Below are 25,440 nucleotides of genomic sequence, written 5' to 3' on the forward strand. Positions count from 1 at the left end.
AAGATAAAAACTAATTGACAGGAAGTGAAATTATATTATGAATGATAAAAGTAAAGTGCCTTTGTATGTTAAGATCAATCCCAAAGATAATGTGGCAATCATAGCAAACAAAGGGGGACTTGGAAGAGACACGGTATTTCCAGACGGGCTCAAACTTCTTTCGGATATTCCACAGGCCAACAAGGTAGTACTTGAGGATATACCAAAAGATAATCCTGTTATAAGATATGGTGAAATAATAGGCTATGCAAAATGTGACTTAAAAAAAGGAAGTTGGCTTCGCGAGGATAAAGTAAGGCTTCCAGAGGCACATCCCCTTGATGAATTGCAGAGTGGACATATGATCGACAATTATGAACCACTTTGTGGATATACTTTTATGGGATATAAAAATCCTGATGGAAGCGTTGGTACAAAGAATATACTTGGAATTACAACTACAGTGCAGTGTTCGGAAGGTGTTGTAAATGTTGCTGTAGATAAAATAAGAAGTGAACTTCTTCCGAAATATAAAAATGTAGATGATGTGGTTGCACTTAATCACTTGTATGGATGTGGTGTGGCTATACATGGGGATAATGCAGAGATTCCCATAAGGGCAATTAGGAATTTATCCAAAAATCCTAATTTTGGCGGTCAGCTTCTGACGATTTGCCTTGGATGTGAGAAACTTGTGCCTACAATATTGTTTCCTAAAATAGAAAATGATGATCTTGTAGTATTGCAGGAATGTAACGGATTTGAAGAAATGATTAGCGAGATAATGACAAAGGCTGAAAAAAAACTTGAAAAATTGAATTCGCGCACAAGAGTAGAATGTCCGGTATCTGATCTTATAGTGGGACTCCAGTGCGGTGGAAGTGATGCTTTCTCTGGAATAACGTCAAATCCTGCTGTAGGATTTGCAGCGGATCTTCTTGTAAGGGCCGGTGCAAAAGTTATGTTTTCTGAAGTTACAGAAATAAGGGATGCGGTGCATCTTCTTGCACCAAGGACAAAAGATGACAAAGTCCTCAAAAAACTTGTAAATGAAATGAAATGGTATGATAAATATCTTGAAGAATCACATGTTGACAGGGATGCTAATCCGTCTCCGGGAAATAAAAAAGGAGGACTTTCAAATGTAGTTGACAAGGCAATGGGGTCAGTTGCAAAGTCAGGCAGTACAAGTATAGTGGATGTGCTTTCACCGGGAGAGATGATCAAAGAGAGAGGAATGACTTATGCTGCAACACCTGCAAGTGATTTCTTCTGTGGAACAATGCAACTTGCATCAGGTATGACACTTCAGGTGTTCACTACAGGCAGAGGAACAACTTACAACTTAAGAATAAGTCCTGTAATAAAAGTTTCAAGCAATTCGACTTTAAAGGAAAAGTGGGATGATCTTATAGATTTGGATGCAGGAAGGATAGCCACCGGAGAAAAGACAATAGAGGAAGTTGGATGGGAATTGTTCAAATTGATAATAGATGTAGCCAGCGGCAAAAAGAAAACATATGCAGATATTCACGGGTTGTATAATGCACTTGGAATATTCAATCCAGCTCCAATTACTTGATCATGAGATTTGTTTATGCATATATATAAAAACAAAATATGGTTGATTACTTATATTTGTGCAAATGAATATTGATTGGCATAAAGGAAAGTATGATAATTATAATATAAATTAAAAGTACAGGAGGATTAACGTATGAAAATAGGATTTATAGGGCTTGGAATCATGGGAAAGCCAATGGCAAAGAATTTGATAAAGGCAGGATATGATCTTGTAGTATTTGATATTAATAAATCATCTGTAGATGAAATTGTAAAAGCTGGATCTGAAGCAGGAACTTCCGCAAAAGATGTCGCATCAAAAGCTGACGTTGTAATAACAATGCTTCCTAATTCGCCGCAGGTAAAACAGGTTGTTTTTGGAGAAAACGGTGTAGCAGAAGGAATAAAGAAAGGTTCTGTACTTATAGACATGAGTTCAATTGCACCTCTTGTTTCAAGAGAAGTAGCTGAGAAGCTTGCAGACAAGGGAGTAGACATGATAGATGCACCGGTAAGCGGTGGAGAACCAAAAGCTATAGACGGAAGCTTGTCTATAATGGTAGGTGGAAAGAAGGAAACTTTTGAAAAATACAAAGAACTTCTTCTTAAGATGGGAGGAAGTGCAGTTCTTTGCGGAGAAATAGGAGCAGGAAACGTAACAAAGCTTGCAAACCAGGTAATAGTAGCACTTAACATAGCAGCAATGTCCGAGGCATTTGTACTTGGAACAAAGGCAGGAGTATCACCGGAGCTTATATACAATGCAATAAGAGGCGGACTTGCAGGAAGTACGGTACTTGATGCAAAGGCACCAATGGTACTTGATAGAAACTTCAAGCCAGGATTCAAGATAGACCTTCACATAAAGGATTTGACAAATGCAGTAGAAACAGGAGCAGGAGTTGGAGCACCACTGTTCCTTACAAATCAGGTTCTTGAAGTACTTAGAAACCTTCACCAGGAGGGCGAAGGACAGAGTGACCACTCTGCAATTGTAAAGTTCTATGAAAAACTTGCAAATGTCGAAGTAACAAAATAGAGTTATAAAATTATAGTTAATTGTATTGTACATGAAAGCTGTTGCAAAATTAAAAGTTTGCAGCAGCTTTTGTGGATTTTAGTTCCAGCAATATCCTTTTATCTGTTATTGTAAAATATGTATATTTATAAAATTTGTAATATAATGGAGGATTTTAAATGAAATCTATTAGAAAAAAAATGATACTTATGTTTGGACTGCCAATAGGAATATTATTTATAGTTTTACTAGTTCTGTCGTACATAAATGTAAAAAATAATTTTGTCTCTTTAACAGAAAGCATGGGAGGACAAGCTTTAGATGCAAGATCTCGTGAAGTAGGAAAGTTAATTACTGGATACTCAAGAGAAATGAAGTCTTTGACTCACCTTGATTTATTCAAATCAGGAAATATGGATTCAATAAAGAAGTATTTTATTAAAAACTCGAAAAAAATAAACAGCGAAATAAATGAAGGATTTAATGATATATCTTTCGTAGACTTGAAAGGGAATTCATATAACTCAATAAATAAACTTTCTCAGGTTTCGGAGAGAGAATTTTATAAAGCTATTGTGAAAGATAACAAGTCGATGTACATAAGTGAACCGATGGTTTCAAAAACAAGTGGAGAAAAAATGTTTATTATTTCCAATGCGGTTAAAAATGATAATAATAAAACTGTGGGCATTTTAAATGCAGTTGTAAATTTAGATATGCTGTCAAAGATTACTAAGGATATAAGAATAGGAACCTCCGGGTACGGATGGATTGTAGGCGGGGATGGAACTATAATAGCCCATCCGAATAAAGATTATACTTTAAAACTAAATATTGCAGATGCCGATAAAAAAGGATATAAGAATACGGATCAAATTTATAAAAATATAAGCATGAAAAAATCTGGAATTACAAATATTGTGACCCCTACGGGTGAGCAACAGGTTGTTATGTACAAGCCAATACCGGATACACCAAACTGGTATCTTTGCATATCGGTTCCAAAAGCAGACCTGCTTTCAAAAGCAAACCAGCTTATAAAGAGAATCATTATAATAATTGCAATTATATTTTTGCTTGTACTTTTAATAGTTGCATATATTTCAAGGGTAATTTCAAAACCGCTTGTTGCCATAGCAGAGCATCTTGATGTTGTTGCACATGCAGATTTTACCAGAGAGGTTCCTGATGAATATTTAAAGAAGGATGACGAAATAGGGGCAATATCACGTGCTGTGAAATCGATGCAAGATTCCATAAAAAACCTTGTAGTAAATATTATTGAAGAGTCTAGGAAATTAAATGATCTTGCAGGAGAGTCCATTGATGATGTAAACACATTGACAGATCACATGAGAAAGTCTGGCATTACTATTGAGGAAATGTCTGCAGGTATGCAGGAGACTGCTTCAGCCACTGAAGAAATGGATGCATCCTCCCTTGAGATAAAAAATTCCATAGGAAAGATTGCCGAAAGTTCACAACATGGGCTTGAAACTACAAACTCAATAAGTGAAAGGGCTAAAAAGCTTGAGAAAAGTGCAGTGGACTCTCAGGAAAAGGCAAGTGATATGATTAAAAAAATGGATTCCGATTTGAACTCTGCCATAGAGGAATCAAAGTCGGTACAAAAGATAGGAGAGCTTACAGAAAGTATACTTGACATTACAGAACAGACAAACCTGATTGCACTTAATGCATCTATTGAAGCTTCCAGGGCAGGCAGTGCAGGCAAGAGCTTTTCGGTTGTGGCGGATGAAATAAGCAAGCTTGCGGACGATTCGAGAAATGCAGCAGTGAATATAAAGAAGGTTTCAGATTCTGTTGTAAATTGTGTAAACAAACTTATTGACAATTCCAATGAAATTAAAGAATTTATTGGATCTATAGTTATAGGAGATTACAAGTCCCTTGTAAAAACCGCCCAGGATTATTTTACAAATATACAGAAGGTAAACAAGATAGTATATGAATTCAGCAATACATCAAAAGAACTGGATATGTCAATGACAAGTATGGTGAAGGTAATAGGACAGATTACCGAAGAAAATACTGATGCTGCAAAAAATACTCAGGACATAAGCGGCAAGGTGTCGGCTGTGCTTGAGAAGGCAAATGACACAATGAAACTTGCGAAAAGTACAAAAGATGTATCGGACAACTTGATGGCCACAGTTTCAAAGTTTAAAATATCCTAGTTGTGATTTACAGTGGGCAAAGTGGAGAGTGGCAAGTAAGCCGACTCTCCACTTTTTATATAATTCCACTATTGCAGTAAGATGATGTTTATGATGAAGAAGATCTTATTTTAGAAAGTCAATGCTTTGTATGGTTTTTTGTGCGGGTGTTGAGTGATGAATATATAGAGAAAATTTCATCGAAATCCGGACGGGTTGCAGAATCCATTAAATAGGCCGAGGTGTTTGAACCTGCTTCCCGAGTGCTGTTTAAAGTATTGATTATTTCACTGGCTGTATTTATGCCTATTCCGTGGCCGTAGAAGAGTCCATTTCCAAGGTATATGGTATTTTCGCCCTGCCACTGGGGGGTTCTCGGATCTACGTCCGGATTTTTAAAATATCTGCAGTCTCCGGGAGTATTTTCCAACACATCCTGTACTACATCAAGTTCCAGATTGTCATCTACATAGTGCCAGTTCATAAGGTATATACTGTGGAACATATCGTTGAAAATTTTTGTCCCAACAGAGTCCAGACATGCCTTGTAGAAGATTATGACTATTGCCGTGGCACATTCTGTGGCATAGAGACTGCTGTTTTTGAATATGTCGTTTATAGCTTCTGATGGAGATTTACCGTCTTTAAGCAGAAAACCACCCTGACGTGTCCTTTCCCAAAAATGCTTGTTGCATCTTGATTTCCTGAAAATTTCAAATCCGAAATCACTCCTGTCAAGTTTTATAGAAGCATTTACAGTATTCTTTCTGAATGCAGCTTCAAATTTTGATTCTCCGTCTGAATTTCTACTCATTGTATACCTCCAATTCCAGCAATTTTTAGCTGCTTATCCAGATGACAGTTTATCCATAACCTCCATAGATATATGTTCCTGCGATGAAGCTTTATTGAAAAGCCAGACAATAGTATTTTATCGGCAGTGGCAAGCTTGTTGAAATTTTCTATGAGGTTTTGTTCATCTTCAGATAGATTGGATAATATCTTGCCTGTTGTGCAGGATATACGTTTGCATAGGTATTTTCCTTCAAGTACAATCCTGTATGGTTCCGGATTCCACGTTTGCTGAAAGCTTTCTCCTGTGTATTTGAGAAATGGGGCATTTTCTTCTGACCATTTTAAAAAAGCTGTGTACTTTTCCTCCGGCAGACTGCTTTTTTTCATTTCAGGTATGAAATTCAACAATTTTGAAGCTGCCTGTGCGTTGTTTTTATCAGAAGATAAAAGTTTTTCTGCTATAATTCCAAGGCTGGCGGGATTAGCTGCCTCAAAAAAGGCCCAGGCCATGTCATGTATCAAAAGTCCGTTTCTATACCTTTCAAATAACATCTCTGCAATCAATGGAAGCACAGTTTTATCCTTGTAGGTTTTTATGAGAACAACAGATGAGATGTCCATTATTCTGTCATATTCGTCATTCATGCCGTCTTCTTTAAATCCTGATTCAATTATCCATTTTAATACCGTATGGAGTGCGTTTACGTAGTCCAGGGATTTGTAGTGTTCTGAGAGACTTGCCATGGCGTATTTTTCATCTGAGAGTATTTCACGGGTTATGGCAAGTGCTGCCTTGTTCTTCTGATTTAAACTGTTGAACAGATTCTTGTCTATAATTTCCTGCCTGAGAATAAAAAGAGTAGGAAACTCAAGCAATTTGTCATTTATAAGAGTTAATGATTTTTTGATGTCGTTTTTGGAGGACTGCCTGAAAAAGTTTATCAGGTCGTCTTTACCTTTGTCGATTCTTATATTGTCGAGAAAGCTTGAATTTTCCGCATTTTTATATTTCATGAATGGTTTGATATCTCCTTTAAACATGTTTATCCATACATATTTATTTTTTAAAATATGATTTATACTACTTTAAGTAAATTTAATTTTGAGTTCCTATATTTACAGTAGTTTTGTGCATACAGTGGAAACATTGACCGGTGCCTTGATGTATAATATAATACAGCTATGCAATTTAATATTTGACATTCAGGTGACTGCAGCATGAACCCTGCAGTTTAAAAGGGAAACAGGTGAAATTCCTGTACGGTCCCGCCGCTGTGATGGAAGAGATGCTCATGTTAGCCACTGTATATGGGAAGGTATTGGGTATTTATGAAACCGAGTCAGAAGACCTGCCTGCATGTTTGTTCCTATGCTTTACGAGAGATGGAGTGGAATAATGCAAGTCTTTTTGACGTGCGTTGAATAATTTTGACTAAAAAGTTCCGTTTTTCTGTGGAACTTTATTTTTTTGCAAATTAAAATAGGAGGTATTGATTTTGAAAAAGATAGTTAGTTTTATATGTGCACTGATTGTGACTTCAGCTCTTTTTGCAGGATGTGGCGCTGGCAGTGGAAGTAATTCACAGAGCAGCAGCAAAAAAAGTGGGAGTTACAAGGAGGTAACAATTACAAACTCACTTGATGGCAAGAACTTCAAGGAGAAATTTACGCAGAAACCGAAGAGGGCAGTTAGCCTGGCAGGGTTTACCACTGAAATGATGCTTTCACTTGGATTAAAAGACAGCATGGTTGGAAGGGCATATCAGGATAACAAGATACTTGACAGTCTTGCAAAGGACTATGCAAAAGTTCCAAAACTTTCGGACCAAAATCCATCCAAAGAGAAACTATTAGATACTCAGCCAGATTTTTTGATAGGTTGGAGTTCGAGTTTTTCAAATGATACATTTAGCAGGGAATTCTGCAAGAAGAACAATATAAAAATGTATGTACCGAAGTCAATAGACAGCGATGCTACAATGAAAACAGTATATGAGGATTTTAATAATTTAGGAAAGATCTTTGGAGTAGAAGAGAAATCTGATGAGATTACTCAAAATATGAAAAAACAGATTAAGGAAGTACAGGATAAAATAAAAGATTCATCTAAATCAAAAAAGAGAGTTTTTGTGTATGACTCCGGTGAAGATGCACCGTTTACTGCCTCCGGTGGAGTTGCAAAAGACATAATAAGCCTTGCAGGCGGACAAAATATATTTGGAGACATAAAAAAGTCTTGGAGCAATGTTACCTGGGAACAGGTTGTGGATAGAAATCCAGAATACATAATTATAGTTGATTATGATAGTTCAAAAGATTCACAAGCCAAGAAGAAATTTCTCATGTCGAATCCAGCACTTAAAAATGTGGATGCTATAAAAAACAATAGAATATTTGTAGTTGGACTTACGGATCTTGAACCTGGAATACGTGATTCTGCAACTGTAAAGAGTCTGGCTGAAAAATTCTATCCAGAGGCCTTCAAAAATTGACGGAGATGATAAATATAAAAAATATTATACTTTATGTTTTGCTTGCAGTAATTTTGGCAGTTTCAATAGTTGCAGCTATTTTTATAGGAAGTGTAAATATAAGGGGAGTATGGATATTTCAAATTATAGTCAACAACATGTTTGGACATGAGATATTCAAAGCAGTATGGCCGGCATCTGTAAACTCAATAGTATGGGAGATAAGATTTCCAAGAGTGCTGCTTGCAGCAGTTGTAGGAGCAGGACTCTCCGTATCCGGAATTGCAATGCAGGCTCTTACAAAAAATTCTCTTGCAGATCCTTATGTGCTTGGAATATCCTCCGGCGCGTCAACAGGAGCTGTAGTATCAATTTTACTTGGAATATTCGCAGTTCCATTTGGCGCATTTTTAGGAGCTGCACTTTCCATGGCAATAGTATTCAACATAGCAGGGCTCAAGGGCAGAGTAACGTCTACAAGGCTTGTACTTACAGGAGTTGCGGTTTCAGCCATGTTTTCATCAATTACAAGTTTCATGGTTTTCAGGGCGGACAATCAGAATAAAGTCCGTTCCGTGCTCTTTTGGATGGAGGGATCTCTTGGTGGTACAACCTGGAATTATATAATGTACACTTTCGTAGTTCTTGTGCTGTGCTCTGCTGTAATTTATATATTCAGCAGAACTCTTGATGCGTTTCTCTTGGGGGACGATACAGCAGTTACACTTGGTATAGATGTAAAAAAATCCAAGACAATAATTGTACTTGTAAGTACCCTGCTTACGGGAACTATGGTTTCCGCAAGTGGTGTAATAGGATTTGTGGGGCTTGTAGTTCCACATATATGCAGAAGTATTGTAGGTTCAAAACACAGTAGAATTATACCTGTATCAATATTTTCAGGAGCTATTTTTCTAATATGGGTGGATGTATTTTCAAGAATGATTGCCTCTCCGGAGGAGCTTCCAATAGGCATAGTAACTTCACTTGTAGGTGCACCATTTTTTCTGTGGATACTTAGAAAAAGCAATTATATGTTTGGAGGTAATTGATGTATGAAGCTTCATGTAGACGGTGTATGCTATGAAATAGATGGAATTCGTGTACTCAAAAATGTAAGCCTTAACGTAGAAAAAGGCGAATTTGTAGGACTTGTAGGTCCAAACGGCTGTGGAAAGTCAACTCTTCTAAAAAATATATACAGAGTATACAGGCCTTCTGATGGAAAGATATTTATAGATGGCAGTGATGTCAGAAAACTTACAAGCAGAGAGGCCGCTAGAAAGGCTGCTGTGGTTGTCCAGGAAAATCAGGTGGAGTTTGATGTGAAGGTAATGGACATGGTTCTTCTTGGAAGATATGCACACAAAAAAATGTTTGAGGGAGATTCGAAAGAAGACGTTGAAGCAGCAATAGACTCGCTTGAAAAAGTTGGTCTTGGCGGATGGGGGGACAGAAGTTTTTTAAGCCTTTCCGGGGGTGAAAAACAAAGAGTTCTTATTGCCAGGGCGCTTGTGCAGGATGCTGGGCTAATAATTCTTGATGAACCAACAAATCATCTTGATATAGGGTGTCAGATAGAAATAATGAATCTTGTAAAAAAAGCGGAAATTACAATATTTACATCACTTCATGACCTAAATATTGCAGCACTTTACTGTGACAGGATTTTTGTAATGAAAGACGGTGAAATTATAGCGAGTGGTCCGCCTGAAAAAGTCATAACAAAATCCATGGTGGGCGAAGTATTCGGAGTGAATGCAGATGTTTCCATAAATAAGGCAACAGGAAGGGTGAATGTAGCATACATACCGTATATGTAACCCGGATGCACCTGCATCCGGAAGTTAAAATTCTATTCTTACATTATATTCTTTAAGCCATATATTAACTTCAATCAAGTAAGCAAGAAGCTGCGGGCCTCGCATAAGCTGTCCGAACCAGGGTGCTTTGAATGATGAGCCGCCTGTATCTATGAGGGTTTTTACGGATTTTTTGTCTATAAGCTGTAGTAGAGGTGAAGTTTTATCATTCATTATTCTTCTCATCCACCTCTGAACGCATCTTGTATATTCAGGATTGTGGGTTTTGGGGTATGGACTTTTCTTTCTTTCAACTATGTCTTTTGGAAGTATTCCAGACAAGGCTTTTCTCAAAAGGCCCTTTTCCCTGCCTTTGTAGAATTTTATATCGGAAGGTATGTTGAAAGCATATTCTACAAGTCTGTAGTCTGCAAAAGGCACTCTTGCCTCCAGACTGTTTGCCATGCTCATTCGGTCTTTTCTTGTAAGGAGTGTTATCATAAACCACTTTATATTAAGGTAGAAAAGCTCACGCATTCTGTATTCGAATTTTGACTCACCATCCAGGTGGGGCACCTGTTTTAGGGTATCTTCGTACTGAAAATTCAAATATCCTTCAAGGTCGAGTTTTTTCAAATCGTCAGACAATATTTCTTTTCGTGAATTTATGGATTTTGACCATGGAAAGGTATGTGCGTTTATGTCCTCGGGCCTTCTGTACCAAGGATAGCCGCCAAACACTTCATCGGCACATTCACCTGACAGAACAACGGTATTTTTTTTGCGTATTTCCCTGAAGAACAGATAAAATGAGGAATCTATATCTGCCATTCCAGGAAGATCGCCTGCGATTACAGAGTCGTACAGCGCGTCTGCAAGCTCTTTGTTGTCGTTTATTATGGAGTGATGGCTGCTTCCTATGAAATCAGACATGCGCAGGGCCCATATTCTATCGGGAGTTGGCTCGAAGGAATTTGCCTTGAAGTATTTTTCATTGTCTTTGTAATCTATGGAATAAGTGTCAAGTATTTTGCCGTGCTTTTTGAATTCTGATGCCGCAACGGCGGATATGGCACTTGAATCAAGACCGCCTGAGAGAAGTGAACATACAGGTACGTCTGCTACAAGCTGTCTTTTTATTGCATCTGTTAGAAGCGTTTTTACATGTTCTGCTGTAGTTTCAACATCCTCCTTGTGTTCCATGCACCTTGGTTTCCAGTATTCTATGAGTTTCATGCCGTCTCTTGAGTAAAGAATATAGTTTGCAGGAGGAACCTCTCGTATACCCTTGAATACACCGCTTCCGGGAGATCTAGCAGGACCAAGTGCGAATATTTCAGTAAGCCCCTGCCTGTCAATTACAGGTTCTACGAAAGGATGGGCGAGAAGCGTTTTTATTTCAGAACCGAATATAAGTGAATCGCCCTTTAAGGTATAGAAAAGAGGTTTTACCCCAAGGGGATCTCTTGACATGAAAAGCTTTTTTTTATCTTCATCCCATATGGCGAAGGCATATATTCCGTTTATGTGTTTTACACACTCCGTACCCCAATGTATATAACTTGTAAGGAGAACCTCCGTGTCTGAATAGGAGTCAAAATGGTATCCTTCCGTCAAAAGTTCCTGTCTTAAATCTTCGGTATTGTAAAGTTCACCATTATATACAATTATAAATTTTTTGCCGTTTATGCTCTTTGACATTGGCTGAGCGCCGCCTTTTGGATCAACGACTACAAGACGCCTGTGTCCGAGAAGTGCATTTTCAGAAAGATAGTACCCCCTATCGTCTGGGCCTCTTTCTTTCAGTGTATCGGTCATATTTATGATTACATCTCTGTTTTTAGAAATATTTTCTCTTAAATTGATCCATCCTGCAATTCCACACATATGGATTTACCTCCGAATAAATATTAGTATTGATTAATTATAATTTATGATTGAACGCTTTATATGTGCATAAAATTAATTTGCCCAAAGATTCAAATTTATATTAACAGCTTTGATTTAAAGTGATATTATATCTATATGATTCTTAAAAGATATATATATAAAGGTGGACGGATAGAAATTGACTTTTAATATGAAAAAATTTGTAAGACAGGATGTATACAAACTCGGAATGCCTATTTTTGCCGAGCAGCTTTTTGTTGCCACTCTTGGTATGGTAAATACCATGATGGCAGGGCACATAAGCAAGGAAGCAGTATCTGCAATAGGAATGATAGATTCCTTCAACTATATATTGATAGCATTTTTTTCAGCTCTTGCGGTGGGAGGTACTGTTGTTGTGGCACAGTATATAGGACAGGAAAATCCTAAAATGGCCAATAGTGCAATGAAACAAGCCTTGTACGCTGGAATGATTGTAGCATTTTTAATAACTTTTGCCATATTTTTGTTTCAAAAGCAGCTTATAGTAGTTCTCTACGGAGCAGCAGACAAGATAGTTATAGACTATGCATCCTTGTATTTCAAGATAACCATGGTTACCTATCCGTTTATAGCTCTTGACCTTATGGCAAATGGTGTCCTTAGAGGAAGCGGCGATTCAAAAACTCCAATGAAAATAACCATGTTTATGAATGTGCTGAATGTAATTTTGGGATATATATTTATCTATGGGGTGAATATAAACATGTCCTATGCCCATATTCACATACACAGCATGGGAGTGCGCGGTGCCGCAATTGCCATTGCCATTGCAAGAACGGTAGGTGGACTTTTGGCTTTTGGAGTACTGCTGAGGGGTACCAGAATTTTGAAACTTACAAAGGTGTTCAGTTATAAGATGGACATGGATATCATAAGGCCTGTGTTCGGGGTGGGAATTCCAGCCAGTGTGGAGTCTCTCATATTCAACGGAGGAAAGCTTATAACGCAGGTTTTCATAGTTGGAATGGGTACGGTGTCCATAGCTTCAAATACTATAGGAAATTCAATAGCTACAATGATAAACATACCTGGGAACTCCATAGGTATTGTGGCTACGGCGCTTATTGGAAGGTATATGGGAAGAGGCGATAGTGAAGAGGCGGACAGATGTCTGTCTTATCTTTATAAAACTTCCACAGCACTCCTCATAATAATAGGGATTATATCCATTCCAACGGCCAGAATCTGGGTTTCTCTCTATACAACAAATGCAGCCACTGTGAACTTGACAACTATACTTTTGAGGATAAATGCACTTTGTATACCGCTGTGGTCCACTTCTTTTGTGCTGCCTGCAGGACTCAAAGGGGCGGGAGATGCGAAGTACACAATGTTTACAACCATGATAGGAATGTGGGTTTTTAGGATAGTGGCGGGTTATATACTTGGAATAAGTTTTGGACTCGGATTAATAGGAGTATGGCTTGGAATGTATATAGACTGGTTTGTACGTGGAATATTGTATTATATAAGATTCAAAAAGGGAAAATGGAAGAGTATTGTGCTTGTAAAAAGGCAGTAGTTTTTAAAATGTATAATATGAAGGATTACTAAACAAAATATAAGGGTATTTCAAATATATTTTGTGAGGTGATTTATTTATATGAAAAAGAAATTTAAAGTACTTGCGTTTTTGCTGTTTTTCGTATTTACAGCAGGAATGACAAGTGTTTTTTCAAAGGAATTGTACAAACAGAATCATGATAGCGGAAATCTTAAAATAACTTTTGATTCAAAGAAAAAAGGCGAGATGCCAAAAAGATTCAGAAAATCCAGCGATAAAATAGAGACAGAAGGCAAGATGCCGAATCTTACGGGACTTAAGGAACTTAAAGAATCCGGAAGTGCACAATTTACACCGGGAAACATAGGAATGGTTAAAAAGGCAATAGAAAGCGACAAGATAGCGGTAGTGGATTTGAGGCAGGAATCTCACGGATTCATAAATGATTTTGCGGTAAGCTGGAAAAACGATGAGGGAAACAAGGCAAACAAGGGGCTTACGAGAAAGCAGGTTATAAAAGAGGAGAAGAAAAGACTTAAATCTGTAAAAAAGGGAAAATCCATAAAAATAAAAGACAAAACTGTGGTTCCAAAGAAAGTTCAGAGTGAAGAAGAGCTTGTCCGTGAAAATGGAATGGAGTACATAAGGATACCTGTTACAGATACTGAAAGACCTGAAGACGATATGGTGGATTATTTCGTAAAAACTGTAACTGAGCTTCCGGAAGATACATGGCTTCATTTTCACTGCAAGGCCGGTATAGGAAGGACGACAACTTTCATGGCGATGTATGACATGATGAAAAATGCAAAGCAGGTGAGTCTTGAGGATATAATGGATAGACAGGTTCTTATGGGAGGAAAGTCGCTTTTGAAACCTGAGGACGGAAAAGACAGCAGTTCGCATAAAAGATCCGATTTTCTAAGAAAGTTTTACAAATATGCCCGTGAGAATGATGATAATTTCAAGACCAGCTGGTCAACGTGGCTTAAGACAAACTAGAAATATGCCTGGATGAGTGAAGTGAAAAAGTTCACTCATCTGGGCATATTTTGTTTTATGCTTTCCATGAATATGGATGGAGGAACAACTTTTACATATGGATTTTGAGAGAGTTTTGAAGCTGCAGAATACACATCCTTTAGTGTCTGGCTCCATGCGTGGACGTAAACCATGGTGTAGGCATCTTTATTGTGGACATCCGTACCTCCCTCCGACACAAAATTGTTTATATCACGTACAAGTGAATTTTCATCTTCTATTCCGGACCAAAGAAGTTTTCGGCAGGACACTACAGGCTTTTTGTTGCTCCATACAATATCGCCTGCGTAATTGTCCTGTCTTTTATAGTCCAGATAGAAAATGCCCTCTATGTTTGGCTGTTTTGTATATTTGTCCCATATGTCTTTTTTATAAAGGGCATTGTCGTCAAGTATGCATATATAACTCTGATCTGCATTTTTCATGTATTCGTTCAGACATTTTATGTTGAGGTCCAGGGCGCTCTTTTCAAACATTGAAGGGTACATATAGCCGAACCCTGAAGGAGATACTGTAAAATAGTCCTTGAAGCCGTACTTTGACGCCGAATCGTAATACATTTTAAAGGAGGAGGGTGCAAGATAGTAAAGTGAAGGAGTTATGGACCAGCCCATGTTGAATTTTCCCCTGTATTTTGAGCCGTACCATTTGTCAGACGAGTAACAGCGTCCGAGATTCCACTGCTGGTTGTCTCCGTCTGACATTATAAAGGTGACATAATGACAGTGTTTGTTTGGCAGACTCTTTCTGTCCATGTATGAAAAGAAGGTTCTGTCGGATTCCTGGGAGATGGGTTTAGATGGAATGGAACTGAGTACACTGAGGTTATAGGACCAGTCTGCAGGAACTATGCTGATTCCGTGCCTTGATGCACAGGAGATATTTGAAAATTCGGAGGGACCCCAGCCAAGACATATGGAATTTTTATTCATGGAAGAAAATACTTTGTTCCTAAGAGTGAATTCATTTTTATTTTCCTCGTAGAATACAAGGGACTTTGTCATTATGGCATAGTCACGAAGGGCTGATTTTCTGGTTGGATCAAGCTCGATTGTGCAGGAATGATTCAATCCGGAATTCCACAGCTTGTTGTATGCCCAGTATTTGTCCGTGCCGCGGCAGTCGAAAATTTTGTTCTTTATTCCCGCCTTTTGTACTTTTTTCTCAATTGAAGCGTCTATGACAATTGAGTTCTTAAGGGATGCCAGGGAACAGGCATTGTTTATTGAGGGGTCTCCAGAATCTGCATTTTCGTATAAAATATATCCTTTTATATATGGTTTGAATATAGATACAAGTTTCCAGGGATCTTTGACCACTTTGTATTTTATCCCGTAATTTTTTTTGAGATCATCCAGCCAGATTTTATAGGAAGGCTGACCGGCGTCAAGTGTGTATATCTGATATTTTGAATTTGATGTTATTCCCTGAAGGGTGGATATCATCGTCCTCTCCGAAGAGGCAAGGTTATTTTGCTCTATTACATATAAAAATTCAGGTATGGTTTTGTTTTTTATATAGGGATTGCAGGAAACTCCGGCCTCTTTTGCAGCCACAGTAAATACAAGGCTTGTGCATAAAAAGAATATTGACATCAAAATAATTGTAAATTTTAATTTCTTTTTCATCATTATAATCACCTCCACATTTAGTATGCGCAGGCTTTGTCTAATTATTAAAAACATGATTACAAAATTCACAAGGTTAATATCCATATTATTTTTTGTTATAATATAAATAAAAAAGCACGATATATTTCTTTATGGAAAGAGGTGGAATCATGGATGATATTGCAGGAAAAGGCTGCGACATACTTGTACCGTTTAATGAAAGAAAATCTCTTGCAGATATAGAACACAGCCTTACAAAGACTTACAAAAAAAATCTATGGTCCAAATTTGTAAAAGCAGTAAGCGATTTTGAAATGATAGAGGAAGGTGACAAGATTGCCGTTGCAGTCTCGGGAGGAAAGGACAGCATGGTTATGGCAAAGCTTTTTCAGGAGCTTATGCGGCACTGGAAGGTAAAGTTCGAGGTGGAATTTATCGCAATGGACCCCGGCTATCATGAAAGTATAAAAAATCTTCTAATAGACAACTGCAAGTATTTGAACATACCGATAAAATTATATGATTCTGGAATTTTTCACGTAATAAACAAGATAGCAAATGACTATCCCTGCTATATGTGCGCAAAGATGAGGCGTGGTTCTCTCTACAGCAAGGCACAGGAACTCGGATGCAACAAGCTGGCTCTGGGACATCACTTCAATGATGTTATAGAGACAACGCTTTTAAATGTTTTGTACTCCGGGAACTTCAGGACAATGCTTCCAAAGCTCAAGTCTGACAATTTCAAGAACATGGAGCTTATAAGGCCTCTCTATTATATAAAGGAGGAATATATACAAAACTTCATACAGAGAAGTGGAATATGGCCTTTAAATTGTGCCTGTATGGTGGCATCAAAGAAAATAGGCGGCAAGCGTTATGAAATAAAGGAAATGATAAAAAAGCTCAAAAAAGAATCGGATGCAGTCGACAAATCTATTTTCCATGCTGCACAAAATGTCAATATGGATTCGATACTTGGCTGGACAAAGAATGACACAAAACATTCTTTCCTTGAAGATTATGATACATAGGGAGATGGCAAATTGAAAATATGGGGAAAAATTGTTACAAAAAATAAAATAATAAAAGATATGGCTGCAAGTTCGGACGAAGATGGTACATACCAGGATAATCTTAAAAACTGTATTAACGAGATATGCAGAAACTTTGATATAGAGACACCCTACTGGCTGCCGGCAAATGTAGATGAGTATAATGCAAGGAGAAAAACTTCATTTACAAAAGACAACTTTATAGATGAATTTTCCTATGACAAGTTTGTGATAGAGGAGATTGACAGAAAAGACTAGATGAATTTCTAGTCTATTCCTTTGCTGATTCTGAATCCCATTTAGGTGGTGAGCCTCTCAAAAATGATATGAAAGCTGCAAAGAGGCTGAAGAAAAATGAAATTGTAAATACTGTCCTGAGTCCGCTTATGAACTTTGCAGATGAGTGAAGGCCTGTGTGTACAAAGAGTGTCTGAATCGCCCCGTGGGGTACGCTTGAAGATAGTATAGCCATTGATATTGCTATACTAAGCACTGTTCCTGCATTGTTTGCCATTGTTCTTACTCCCGCAGCAACACCTCTTTTGTGTGAAGGCACGCTGTTCATTATTGCACTTGTGTTTGGAGAGAAGAAAAATCCGGAGCCTATTCCCATGATCATCATCCATATGCTTATGCTGATTATTGAGGAGTTTAGACTTATTTCCATAAGCCCCAGCAGACCTACGGCGGATACCACAAGACCAAGTGAGCTTAAAATTCTTGCACCATACTTGTCCGACAGTATTCCGCTTATGGGAGAGGACACCATCATTGCTATTGCAAAAGGAGCGAGAAGTATTCCGGACATTACAGGACTTACGCCTTTTGTGCTTTCAAAGAAAAAAATAATAAGAAACATTACAGCGCCGCGGGCTATTCCGTTAAGTAATGTGCTCGCGTAGGCTGCTGCAAGAAGCCGTGTTTTTAGAAGCCTTAAATCCAGCATTGGGTATTTTACACAGCTTTCAATATGAAGGAACAATATTATAAGTACAAAAGCTGCTATAAAAAGAGCCACCACAGGTGTGTTTTCCCAGGAGGTGAATCCGCCTATTGTAATTGCAATCAAAAGTGAAAGCATACCTAGAGTAAAGGAAAAAGTTCCCTTGAAGTCGAAGGTTTCATCTCTCGAAGGCTTTTCCATTTCACGCAGTGAAAGTCCGGCCCATATAGTACCAAACACTCCTATGGGAACATTTATATAGAATATGCTTCTCCAGCCGAAATTTGTTAGGAACCCTCCGAGTATGGGACCTATGACGCCAGCCACACTTATTATCATTGAGTTTATTCCAAGGGCCTTTCCAAGTTCGCCTTTTGGAAAGGCGTCTGCAATTATTGCGGTACTGTTTGCAACCATAAGTGCGCCGCCTACAGATTGTACCATTCTGAATATCAGAAGCTGCAGTCCCGTAGATGACAAGGAACAGAAAAGAGAAGCTGCAGTAAACAGTGAGAACCCAAATACATATAATTTTTTCCTGCCAAACATGTCGGCTATTCTGCCTATGGATGGGACAAGTATTGTAAGTGAAAGCATATATCCCATTACAGTCCACATTATTATGCCCATTCCAGCATTGAGGTCTTTCATTATGACAGGCAGTGCTATCATTAGAGTACTGCCGCTCAGAACCGAGAACAATGCTCCTATTGTAGTACAGGAGAGGGCTATCCATTTGTAGTCAGCTTTTCCCATACGACATCATCTCCTATAACTTATTTTTTAATATTTTGCTGCAAGTAAAAAAATTCTACTCTATAACTGTCCATGGAGTCAAGTTGAGATTAATATGCATAAAAAAAAAGCGGAACAAAGTCCGCAAGAGTTAATCGAATATAGTTACAAATTTTATGGAATAAATATCTCCGAGTTCATTTGAATTCGATTCTTCATTTCTCAGTATGATATAACTTATACCGACATTTTGGAGTATTCCGGTACGGTCTTGAAGTGTGCCTGTTCCAAGAAGGAAGGTTACCCTAACCCTCTTGCCTATTTGTGTTCTTAAGTACCCCTGCGTGTAATTTATATCCTGGCTTACAGGAGATCCGGGTGCCATCTCGAAAGTTGATCCTCCTTGAGAGGCGGTGCCTCCAGTTGAACCTGCAGAGTGCTGTCTTGCAGAATTTTCATCTCCTTTAACAGAAGTTTTTTTGCCCATTTTCTTCTTTTTCTTGTCTTTCATCTTCTCAGTATCTTCTTCTATAGTATCCTTTTCTTTTTTGCTGCTTTTTTTCTCGCTTTTGGTATTGTTTGAGTTTTGATTTTGATTTTCGTCGAATCTGTAGTATCCGTCTACTGGCTCCATAAATTCACCTATGGAAGGATATCCCGGCATTACAGGGATACCTCTTGGCATCACAGGCACTGCAGTAAAATAATCAGGATAACTTGAAATCATAAATTGACAACCTCCATGAATTATTAATTATTATAAATTTATTTTTTAGGTATCTGCGTAAAGTTCTGTAGGATTGTAGAAACAGTGGTTTAATACTTTAACCTGGAAACTTCCAACTCCAGTGCTCGGGAAAAGTCCTGGGCAAGGGGCATAGGGGTTGAAGTACCACAGAGAATATCCTATGTCAAAGAGTCTGTTTCCTGCGAGAGCCCAGTCGGCAATATCGTAATGTATCTGCTCCGGCGGATTTGACCATATTGTCTGGGGATTTGGAACTCCATTTATGACATCTCTCATGCAGTCAAACTGGCCTTCCTGGTAAAGTATTCTTCTTATATCACCCTGGCCTATTCTGTGGTATTCACCGTAGGGAACCCTCACCCTGTTCATGATTACTGTGGCGACTCCCTTCATTCCATTTTCACCTTCGCCGCCAGCTTCACATTTTATGATTCTTGCAAGAAGTTCCCTGTCTGAAAAAGCCATCTGGCTTCACCTCATAAAATCTTGGTATAATATTATTTTATTTATATCCAATTAAAAAGTTACAACTATTTAAAGGTAGGAAAATGAATATTAATGTTATATAATATTATCTGTTGGCTGGAATATACAGCTGAAAAAAATCATAATAACAAGAGAGGGGTACACAATTTATGATTACAATTAAGAAAATTTTAGCGCCTGCAGTACTGTCTCTGGCACTTGCCATTGGATTTACAGGCATGAAGGCCGAGGCTGCGCCAAGTGTTACCAGAATAGATGGAGGAAGCGGCGGAAGAATACAAACTGCAGACAACCTTGCAAAAACGCAGTTTACAAGCTCCCAAAATGTAATTTTGGTATATGGTTACAATTATGCTGATGCAGTATCTGCAACACCACTTGCAAAACAGCTTGATGCGCCTATTCTCATTACAAAAGGGGACGAGCTTGAAAGTGAAGTGGCAGATACTATAAAGAGCCTGGGTGCAAAGAAGGTATACATAGTAGGCGGAAGTGGAGTAGTATCCGATAATGTGGAAAACAAGCTCAAAGGATCCGGATACGATGTAGAGCGTATAGCAGGATATACGGATGCAGATGGAAATGTGGATACAACAAGGACAGGAACAAATGCAGCAGTTGCAAAAAAAGTATTTTCAATGAGCGGCCAGAAAACTGCAATGCTTGTCTACGGATACAACTATCCTGATGCACTTTCTGTAGCAGCACTTGCAGCGCAAAAGGGCTATCCTGTACTTTTTGCAGATACTACAGGAGTAAGTGATTCTGTCAAAGAAATTGCAAAGAATTTCAACAAGATATATGCAGTTGGAGGAGATGCAGTTTTGCCGTCTTCTGTTGTAAAGTCTGTAAATGCGACAAAGATAACAGGAAATACAAAAGACCGTTATGACACGAATACTTCAGTGCTTGAATATTTCAGAAAGAACTACAGCTTGGATTTCAGCAAAGTGTACGTAGCAACAGGAGGAAGAAATGATCTTGAGTTTGCAGATGCACTTGTAGCTTCAGCAGCAGCTGCAAAAGAAAATTCACCGCTTTTGCTTTCAGGATACAAGGCAGACGATGCCACTTTAAGAGCCAGAAACTATCTTCTTGGTGTAGAGAAAAGCCCAAGTATAGTAATAGTTGGAGGAAGTGGAGCTGTATCAAATGAAGCTGAAGAATGTTTCCGTGATGAGGATCCTTTTGAAGTAATTGGAGTAGAATAAAAAAAAATTGGAGCATTTTCCATGGAAGGTTCGTCTAATGGGTGTGAACTGAAAAGCTGATTTTATGCTATGCTTTTTTGCAAAAAATTTTTTGTAAAAAAAAGAAGGGTTTTTTTAACTTTTGTAGAATAGTATATCAGTGCGTGAATTATAAAGTATACATGTAAAAATAGACAGACATTTGCAATTTAATTGATTATTGCTAGATATATCCTATAGAAATTAAAATATGGTTATGTTATAATATTCAGTAGAAATTGCATTAATTATGAATATGATAAAATTTTTGGTGGATTATGCAATTTATCTATGGTATAATTGTGTCTGTTTTATGAGTGCCAAAGGTATTTTTAGACAGGCATTCTAAAAAAAAGTATATATTAAATAATATATATATATATTAAAGAATTTTAATTAAAGTTCACTTAAATTCGAGGAGGGTAAATACGATTATGAGTAAGAAAACTACAAAGGCACTTGCAAGTGCTACACTTATGTCACTTGTTTTAACTACAGCTCTTACAGCTGGACCAGTTAAAGCAGCAGCAGGTTCCGTAACAAGAACAGGCGGAGCAGATAGATACGAAACAGCAGCAAAGGTTGCAACAACAAACTGGACAAGTGCTGAAAATGTTATATTGGTTAACGGATTAAGCTACGCAGATTCAGTAAGTGCATCAGTTTTGGCTAAAAAATTAAATGCACCAATACTTCTTACAGAAGCTGACTCACTTAATTCAAATGCAAAGAGCGCACTTGAAAAATTGAGCCCAAAGAATGTTTATATAGTTGGTGGAACTGGAGCAGTTTCACAGTCAGTTGAAAGTTCACTTTCAAGCTACAAAGTAACAAGGCTTGCTGGAACAAACAGATATGACACAAACCTTGCAGTAGCAAACAAGTTAGTTGACCTTGGAGTAAGCAAAGACAATATGCTCGCAGTAACTGGACAGGCATATTCAGATGCTTTATCAGCAGCACCAGTTGCAGCTGCAAAGGATCAGATACTTCTTCTTACAACAAACGACAAGACTTCAATGAAAGCAACTGATGAATTTGCAAAGGATGCAAATGTAACAGTAATCGGAACTACAAACAGTGTAGATGCCGACACATATTCAAACTTGGCAGCAGACAAGAGAATAGATGGTGGAAAAGATAGATTTGCTACAAACATTAACATATTAAAGGCATTTGACAGTGACCTTAAAGCTACTTCGCTTTATGCAGCTACTGGAAAAGCAAATGCTGACGGAGCAAAAGATACTGCATTTGCAGATGCACTTGTAGCATCAGCAATAGCTGGAAAGAATTCAGCTCCGCTTGTACTTCTTGATTCCGATAGTTCAGATGCAACTTCAAACGCATTAAACTACATTGGAACAAAAGCTACAAAATCCACAGACCTTCAGGTTGTAGGTGGAACTGGCGTAGTTTCAGATTCATTAGTTAGCAAGATAAACGACAAAGTTAATCCTCAGAGTGATGACAATGCAGAAGTTTCATCAATCAGTGCAGTTGGATTAAACCAGATAAAGGTTGTATTCAGCAGTAAAGTTGATTCAGATACAGCTGAAGATGTAGCTAATTATAAAGTTGACGGTACTAAGCTTACAGAAAATAAGAATCCTGAAACTGATGCATCAGCTTCATTACAGGATGACGATAAAACCGTTATAATAACTCTTGCAAAAAAACAAGATCAAAATAGTGATGTTGATGTAGAAGTAGAAAAAGGAATACTTACAGCTGACAAGTCAGGAAATGTTCCTAAGTATACTCAGACTATAACTTTTGAAGATACTACAACTCCTACAATTGATTCAGTAGAAGCTAGAGGAAATAAAAAATTAGATGTTAAATTTTCAGAAGCTATAAAAGTAGAGGCTACTAGTGAAGCACAGGCAATTCAAAAATTGGCATCTAAATTTAAAATAGGTGATGATAATCTAACATCATATGGACTTAATACTACTGAAGAAGATGGAAATGGTGATACTCTTTCTAAATTAGACAACTCAGTTGAAAATACAACTGATAATGTATTCTATACAGATGAAGTAGAATTTTATTTCGATGATGATCTTCCAACAGGAGATAATACGTTGAAAATTTCAGATGCTGATGATACTATATTATCAGATGCCGCTGGATTCCCAATTGAGGATACTACAGTAGACTTTACAGTAGATACACTTACAAGTGCTCCTAAAATCAACAGTATAACAGCTGAAGACAGTGGAAAAGTTTATATAAACTTTGACAGGCCAATGGATGCAAAAACTGCTACAAATGCAGGGTATTATGGAATAAACGGAGTAGATGATGAAGAAAATCTGAAAGATGCCAAAGTTGAACTTAAAAAGGATGATACTCAGATTAAGATAAGTGGTGTAAGTTCATTACTTAATAAAAATTCAAATAAATTGTATATAAGTGACAAAGTAAAAGATGCTTATGGCAACAAAGTTGCTGATGATACTTATGAATCATTTACACTTGATGAAGATACAACAAAACCTGATGTAAGTTCAGTAACTGCTCTTGACGATGATACTATAAGGGTTAAATTCACAAAAGACGTGGATGCAGATTATGCAACTAATGATTCAAATTACAAGTTAAGAGACGGTGACGGTACTGATATAACAAATGAAATAGAAGAAGAATCTGGAGCATATATTGATGTACCAGGAGACAAAGATGCGAAGACTGCAAATGTATTTGACATCCACCTAGGAAAAGATTCGAGTGGCACACAGTATAAGTTAACTGATTCTAAATATACTCTTGAAATTAAGAATATACAGGATACAGCTTCGACTCCAAATGTAATAGATGACAAAGAGGTTTCATTTGATGGATCGGGAGATGTAAATGCGGAAGTAACTGGCGTTTATGGTGTAAATGATTCAGCTTCAAATAGTGATGGCAACAATAGCTTTAGAAAAATTACTTTGGTATTTAACAAGGCAATGGATTCAAGTACGTTGAACGACATAGACAATTATAAGTATGAAAATAAGAGTGGAGATACAAAACCACTTCCAAGTAATGCAAGTATTGATTCAGTAAGTTCTGATAATAAGAGTGTAACTATTAAATTACCTTCTTCTTATACTTATTACACTAAAACAGGTGTTTATAATGAAAAAATAACTTCTTACGATAATCAAGTAAAGGCTATCTATGCTACTGGAATTAAGGATAATGATGGAAATGCTTTGGAAGTAGGAAATTATGGTGGAGAAATAATAGATGCAGCTAATAGTGGTGCAACAGTTAAAGCTAATTCAATGAAGGTTTACTACAGTGATAATGGTGATGGTGATGACTTAAAAGTAGACGTTAATTTCACTAAACCAATTGATACTGATACTTTGGTTGGACATTATGATGATTTCAAAGTTGCAGGTCAAGCAGCTGATTTGGCTAAAGCAAGTGGAAGTGTTGTAACACTTACTTTCTATGCTGATAAGAATGTAACTGGCTCAGCTTCAGATGCACCAGCAGTTGAGGATTCAAAAGATTTAAATACTAAAATTAATGCAATAAAGAGTAAGGGTGTAAATGCTCCATTAACTATAACTTCTGGTAATGTTAAAGATGTTACAGGTGCTCCAATTAGTGCTGGGGTAACAGAAGTAAATCCATATTTCTATAATGCAGCACCTAGAACAGTTGTTAACTCAGCTACTTGGTTTGCAAAGAATGAAACTACTCCAGAAGTTGACCTTAAGTTTGATACTACAATTGACAGTCATAGCGTAACTACTTCAAGCTTTACTTTTAATGTTGCAGGAACTACAATAGATGCAGATGATGTAGAGGTTGTAGGAGAGAATAATGATACAGTTAAGTTTACATTTAAGACTGAGGATGCTAAAAAGTTTGTTGCAGGAAAAACTATTACTGTTAAGCCTAATCTTAATTCAGGAAAGAATACTATTTCTACTCTGAAGGATGGAAATGACAAATATGCATACTATGTACCATCAAGTGATGATAAAGATGGAATTGACGTAGTAATAAATGGTACTTTGGGTAATAGTACAGCTTTAGCTTCAAGTACTTATTCTGTTGATAGTTCTGCTAAGACAATAGATTTACAAGGAGCAACTCCAGTTGTGTCTGATTTTAAAGCTGACTTAACTACTGGAAAAGAATATACTGTTAAAGTATTTAAAGAAGACGGAGAAACTGAGGTTACTAGTGGCAATGTTGTAGCTGGATACAAAGTTATTGTAACAGCAGAAAATGGATATACAACTGCTACTTATACTATTAAATAAGTAATTTTATAAAAAAGGACAGCCCTTGTGGTTGTTCTTTTTTTTATATTAAAATTTTTCCTATGAAATGTGTATCTA

At 37.4% G+C, this 25,440-nt stretch carries 19 protein-coding genes and 1 riboswitch; of the genes, 12 read left to right on the top strand and 7 right to left on the bottom strand.

Features of this window, described 5'->3' with window-relative positions:
- Nucleotides 1–37: 37 nt before the first annotated feature.
- From garD to AC4CVH_RS06945, 3 genes are all read left to right on the top strand, one after another.
- Nucleotides 38–1,561 (top strand): galactarate dehydratase, encoded by a 1,524-nt coding sequence (gene garD / locus AC4CVH_RS06935; protein ID WP_490787022.1) that lies wholly within the window; start codon nt 38–40, stop codon nt 1,559–1,561.
- Nucleotides 1,562–1,696: 135 nt separating this feature from the next.
- Nucleotides 1,697–2,581 carry a 2-hydroxy-3-oxopropionate reductase gene (gene garR, locus AC4CVH_RS06940; protein WP_490787023.1) on the top strand — a complete coding sequence of 295 codons (885 nt, stop codon included), beginning with the start codon at nt 1,697–1,699 and terminating at the stop codon, nt 2,579–2,581.
- 158 nt (nt 2,582–2,739) lie between these two features.
- Nucleotides 2,740–4,758 (top strand): methyl-accepting chemotaxis protein, encoded by a 2,019-nt coding sequence (locus AC4CVH_RS06945; protein ID WP_490787024.1) that lies wholly within the window; start codon nt 2,740–2,742, stop codon nt 4,756–4,758.
- A gap of 118 nt (nt 4,759–4,876) precedes the next feature.
- Here AC4CVH_RS06945 and AC4CVH_RS06950 read toward each other — a convergent pair whose 3' ends face one another.
- Both AC4CVH_RS06950 and AC4CVH_RS06955 read right to left on the bottom strand, forming a co-directional pair.
- A complete protein-coding gene (locus AC4CVH_RS06950) occupies nt 4,877–5,551 on the bottom strand; it encodes a protein-glutamine gamma-glutamyltransferase (protein WP_490787025.1) in 675 nt (224 codons plus the stop codon).
- A complete protein-coding gene (locus tag AC4CVH_RS06955; RefSeq protein WP_490787026.1) occupies nt 5,548–6,546 on the bottom strand; it encodes a hypothetical protein in 999 nt (332 codons plus the stop codon). Before AC4CVH_RS06955 ends, AC4CVH_RS06950 begins: the two co-directional genes overlap by 4 nt.
- Before the next feature lie 174 nt (nt 6,547–6,720).
- A riboswitch (cobalamin riboswitch) is annotated at nt 6,721–6,903 on the top strand.
- Between the two features lie 125 nt (nt 6,904–7,028).
- Here AC4CVH_RS06955 and AC4CVH_RS06960 point away from each other — a divergent pair.
- From AC4CVH_RS06960 to AC4CVH_RS06970, 3 genes are read left to right on the top strand one after another with little or no spacing between them, the layout of a single operon-like run.
- On the top strand, nt 7,029–8,024 hold the full coding sequence (locus tag AC4CVH_RS06960) for an ABC transporter substrate-binding protein (RefSeq protein ID WP_490787027.1): 996 nt from the start codon (nt 7,029–7,031) through the stop codon (nt 8,022–8,024).
- 5 nt (nt 8,025–8,029) lie between these two features.
- Nucleotides 8,030–9,055, top strand: a complete 1,026-nt coding sequence (locus AC4CVH_RS06965) for a FecCD family ABC transporter permease (RefSeq protein ID WP_490787092.1) — start codon at nt 8,030–8,032, stop codon at nt 9,053–9,055.
- A gap of 3 nt (nt 9,056–9,058) precedes the next feature.
- A complete protein-coding gene (locus AC4CVH_RS06970; protein ID WP_490787028.1) occupies nt 9,059–9,826 on the top strand; it encodes an ABC transporter ATP-binding protein in 768 nt (255 codons plus the stop codon).
- Nucleotides 9,827–9,850: 24 nt separating this feature from the next.
- Here AC4CVH_RS06970 and asnB read toward each other — a convergent pair whose 3' ends face one another.
- Entirely contained in the window at nt 9,851–11,692 is a 1,842-nt protein-coding gene (asnB, locus tag AC4CVH_RS06975) for an asparagine synthase (glutamine-hydrolyzing) (RefSeq protein WP_490787029.1), read from the bottom strand.
- A 193-nt stretch (nt 11,693–11,885) separates the two neighbouring features.
- On the opposite strand from asnB, the gene AC4CVH_RS06980 reads away from it, so the two are divergent.
- Together AC4CVH_RS06980 and AC4CVH_RS06985 are read left to right on the top strand one after the other, a co-directional pair.
- Complete coding sequence (locus AC4CVH_RS06980) at nt 11,886–13,259, top strand: MATE family efflux transporter (protein WP_490787093.1); 1,374 nt, start codon at nt 11,886–11,888, stop codon at nt 13,257–13,259.
- A gap of 81 nt (nt 13,260–13,340) precedes the next feature.
- Nucleotides 13,341–14,243, top strand: coding sequence for a fused DSP-PTPase phosphatase/NAD kinase-like protein (locus tag AC4CVH_RS06985; protein WP_490787030.1), 903 nt, complete (start codon nt 13,341–13,343; stop codon nt 14,241–14,243).
- 35 nt (nt 14,244–14,278) lie between these two features.
- Here the strand turns inward: AC4CVH_RS06985 and AC4CVH_RS06990 are convergent, their stop codons facing one another.
- Complete coding sequence (locus tag AC4CVH_RS06990) at nt 14,279–15,910, bottom strand: GxGYxYP domain-containing protein (RefSeq protein WP_490787094.1); 1,632 nt, start codon at nt 15,908–15,910, stop codon at nt 14,279–14,281.
- A 152-nt stretch (nt 15,911–16,062) separates the two neighbouring features.
- On the opposite strand from AC4CVH_RS06990, the gene AC4CVH_RS06995 reads away from it, so the two are divergent.
- The gene (locus AC4CVH_RS06995) at nt 16,063–16,926 is read left to right on the top strand and encodes a tRNA 2-thiocytidine biosynthesis TtcA family protein (RefSeq protein ID WP_490787031.1); all 864 of its coding nucleotides are present in this window, start codon (nt 16,063–16,065) and stop codon (nt 16,924–16,926) included.
- Nucleotides 16,927–16,938: 12 nt separating this feature from the next.
- Nucleotides 16,939–17,205: a hypothetical protein gene (locus tag AC4CVH_RS07000; RefSeq protein ID WP_490787032.1), complete on the top strand. Its 267-nt coding sequence runs from the start codon at nt 16,939–16,941 to the stop codon at nt 17,203–17,205.
- 13 nt (nt 17,206–17,218) lie between these two features.
- Here AC4CVH_RS07000 and AC4CVH_RS07005 read toward each other — a convergent pair whose 3' ends face one another.
- The 3 genes from AC4CVH_RS07005 to AC4CVH_RS07015 form a co-directional block, all read right to left on the bottom strand.
- Nucleotides 17,219–18,646, bottom strand: a complete 1,428-nt coding sequence (locus AC4CVH_RS07005; RefSeq protein WP_490787033.1) for an MFS transporter — start codon at nt 18,644–18,646, stop codon at nt 17,219–17,221.
- A gap of 130 nt (nt 18,647–18,776) precedes the next feature.
- Nucleotides 18,777–19,352 (bottom strand): hypothetical protein, encoded by a 576-nt coding sequence (locus AC4CVH_RS07010; protein WP_490787034.1) that lies wholly within the window; start codon nt 19,350–19,352, stop codon nt 18,777–18,779.
- A gap of 45 nt (nt 19,353–19,397) precedes the next feature.
- Complete coding sequence (locus tag AC4CVH_RS07015) at nt 19,398–19,838, bottom strand: cell wall hydrolase (protein WP_490787035.1); 441 nt, start codon at nt 19,836–19,838, stop codon at nt 19,398–19,400.
- Nucleotides 19,839–20,008: 170 nt separating this feature from the next.
- Between AC4CVH_RS07015 and AC4CVH_RS07020 the strand changes: the two genes are divergently transcribed.
- Both AC4CVH_RS07020 and AC4CVH_RS07025 read left to right on the top strand, forming a co-directional pair.
- The gene (locus tag AC4CVH_RS07020; RefSeq protein WP_490787036.1) at nt 20,009–21,070 is read left to right on the top strand and encodes a cell wall-binding repeat-containing protein; all 1,062 of its coding nucleotides are present in this window, start codon (nt 20,009–20,011) and stop codon (nt 21,068–21,070) included.
- Nucleotides 21,071–21,522: 452 nt separating this feature from the next.
- Nucleotides 21,523–25,362 (top strand): cell wall-binding repeat-containing protein, encoded by a 3,840-nt coding sequence (locus AC4CVH_RS07025; protein ID WP_490787037.1) that lies wholly within the window; start codon nt 21,523–21,525, stop codon nt 25,360–25,362.
- Nucleotides 25,363–25,440 lie beyond the last annotated feature (78 nt).

This window comes from Clostridium pabulibutyricum (genome assembly GCF_058242705.1).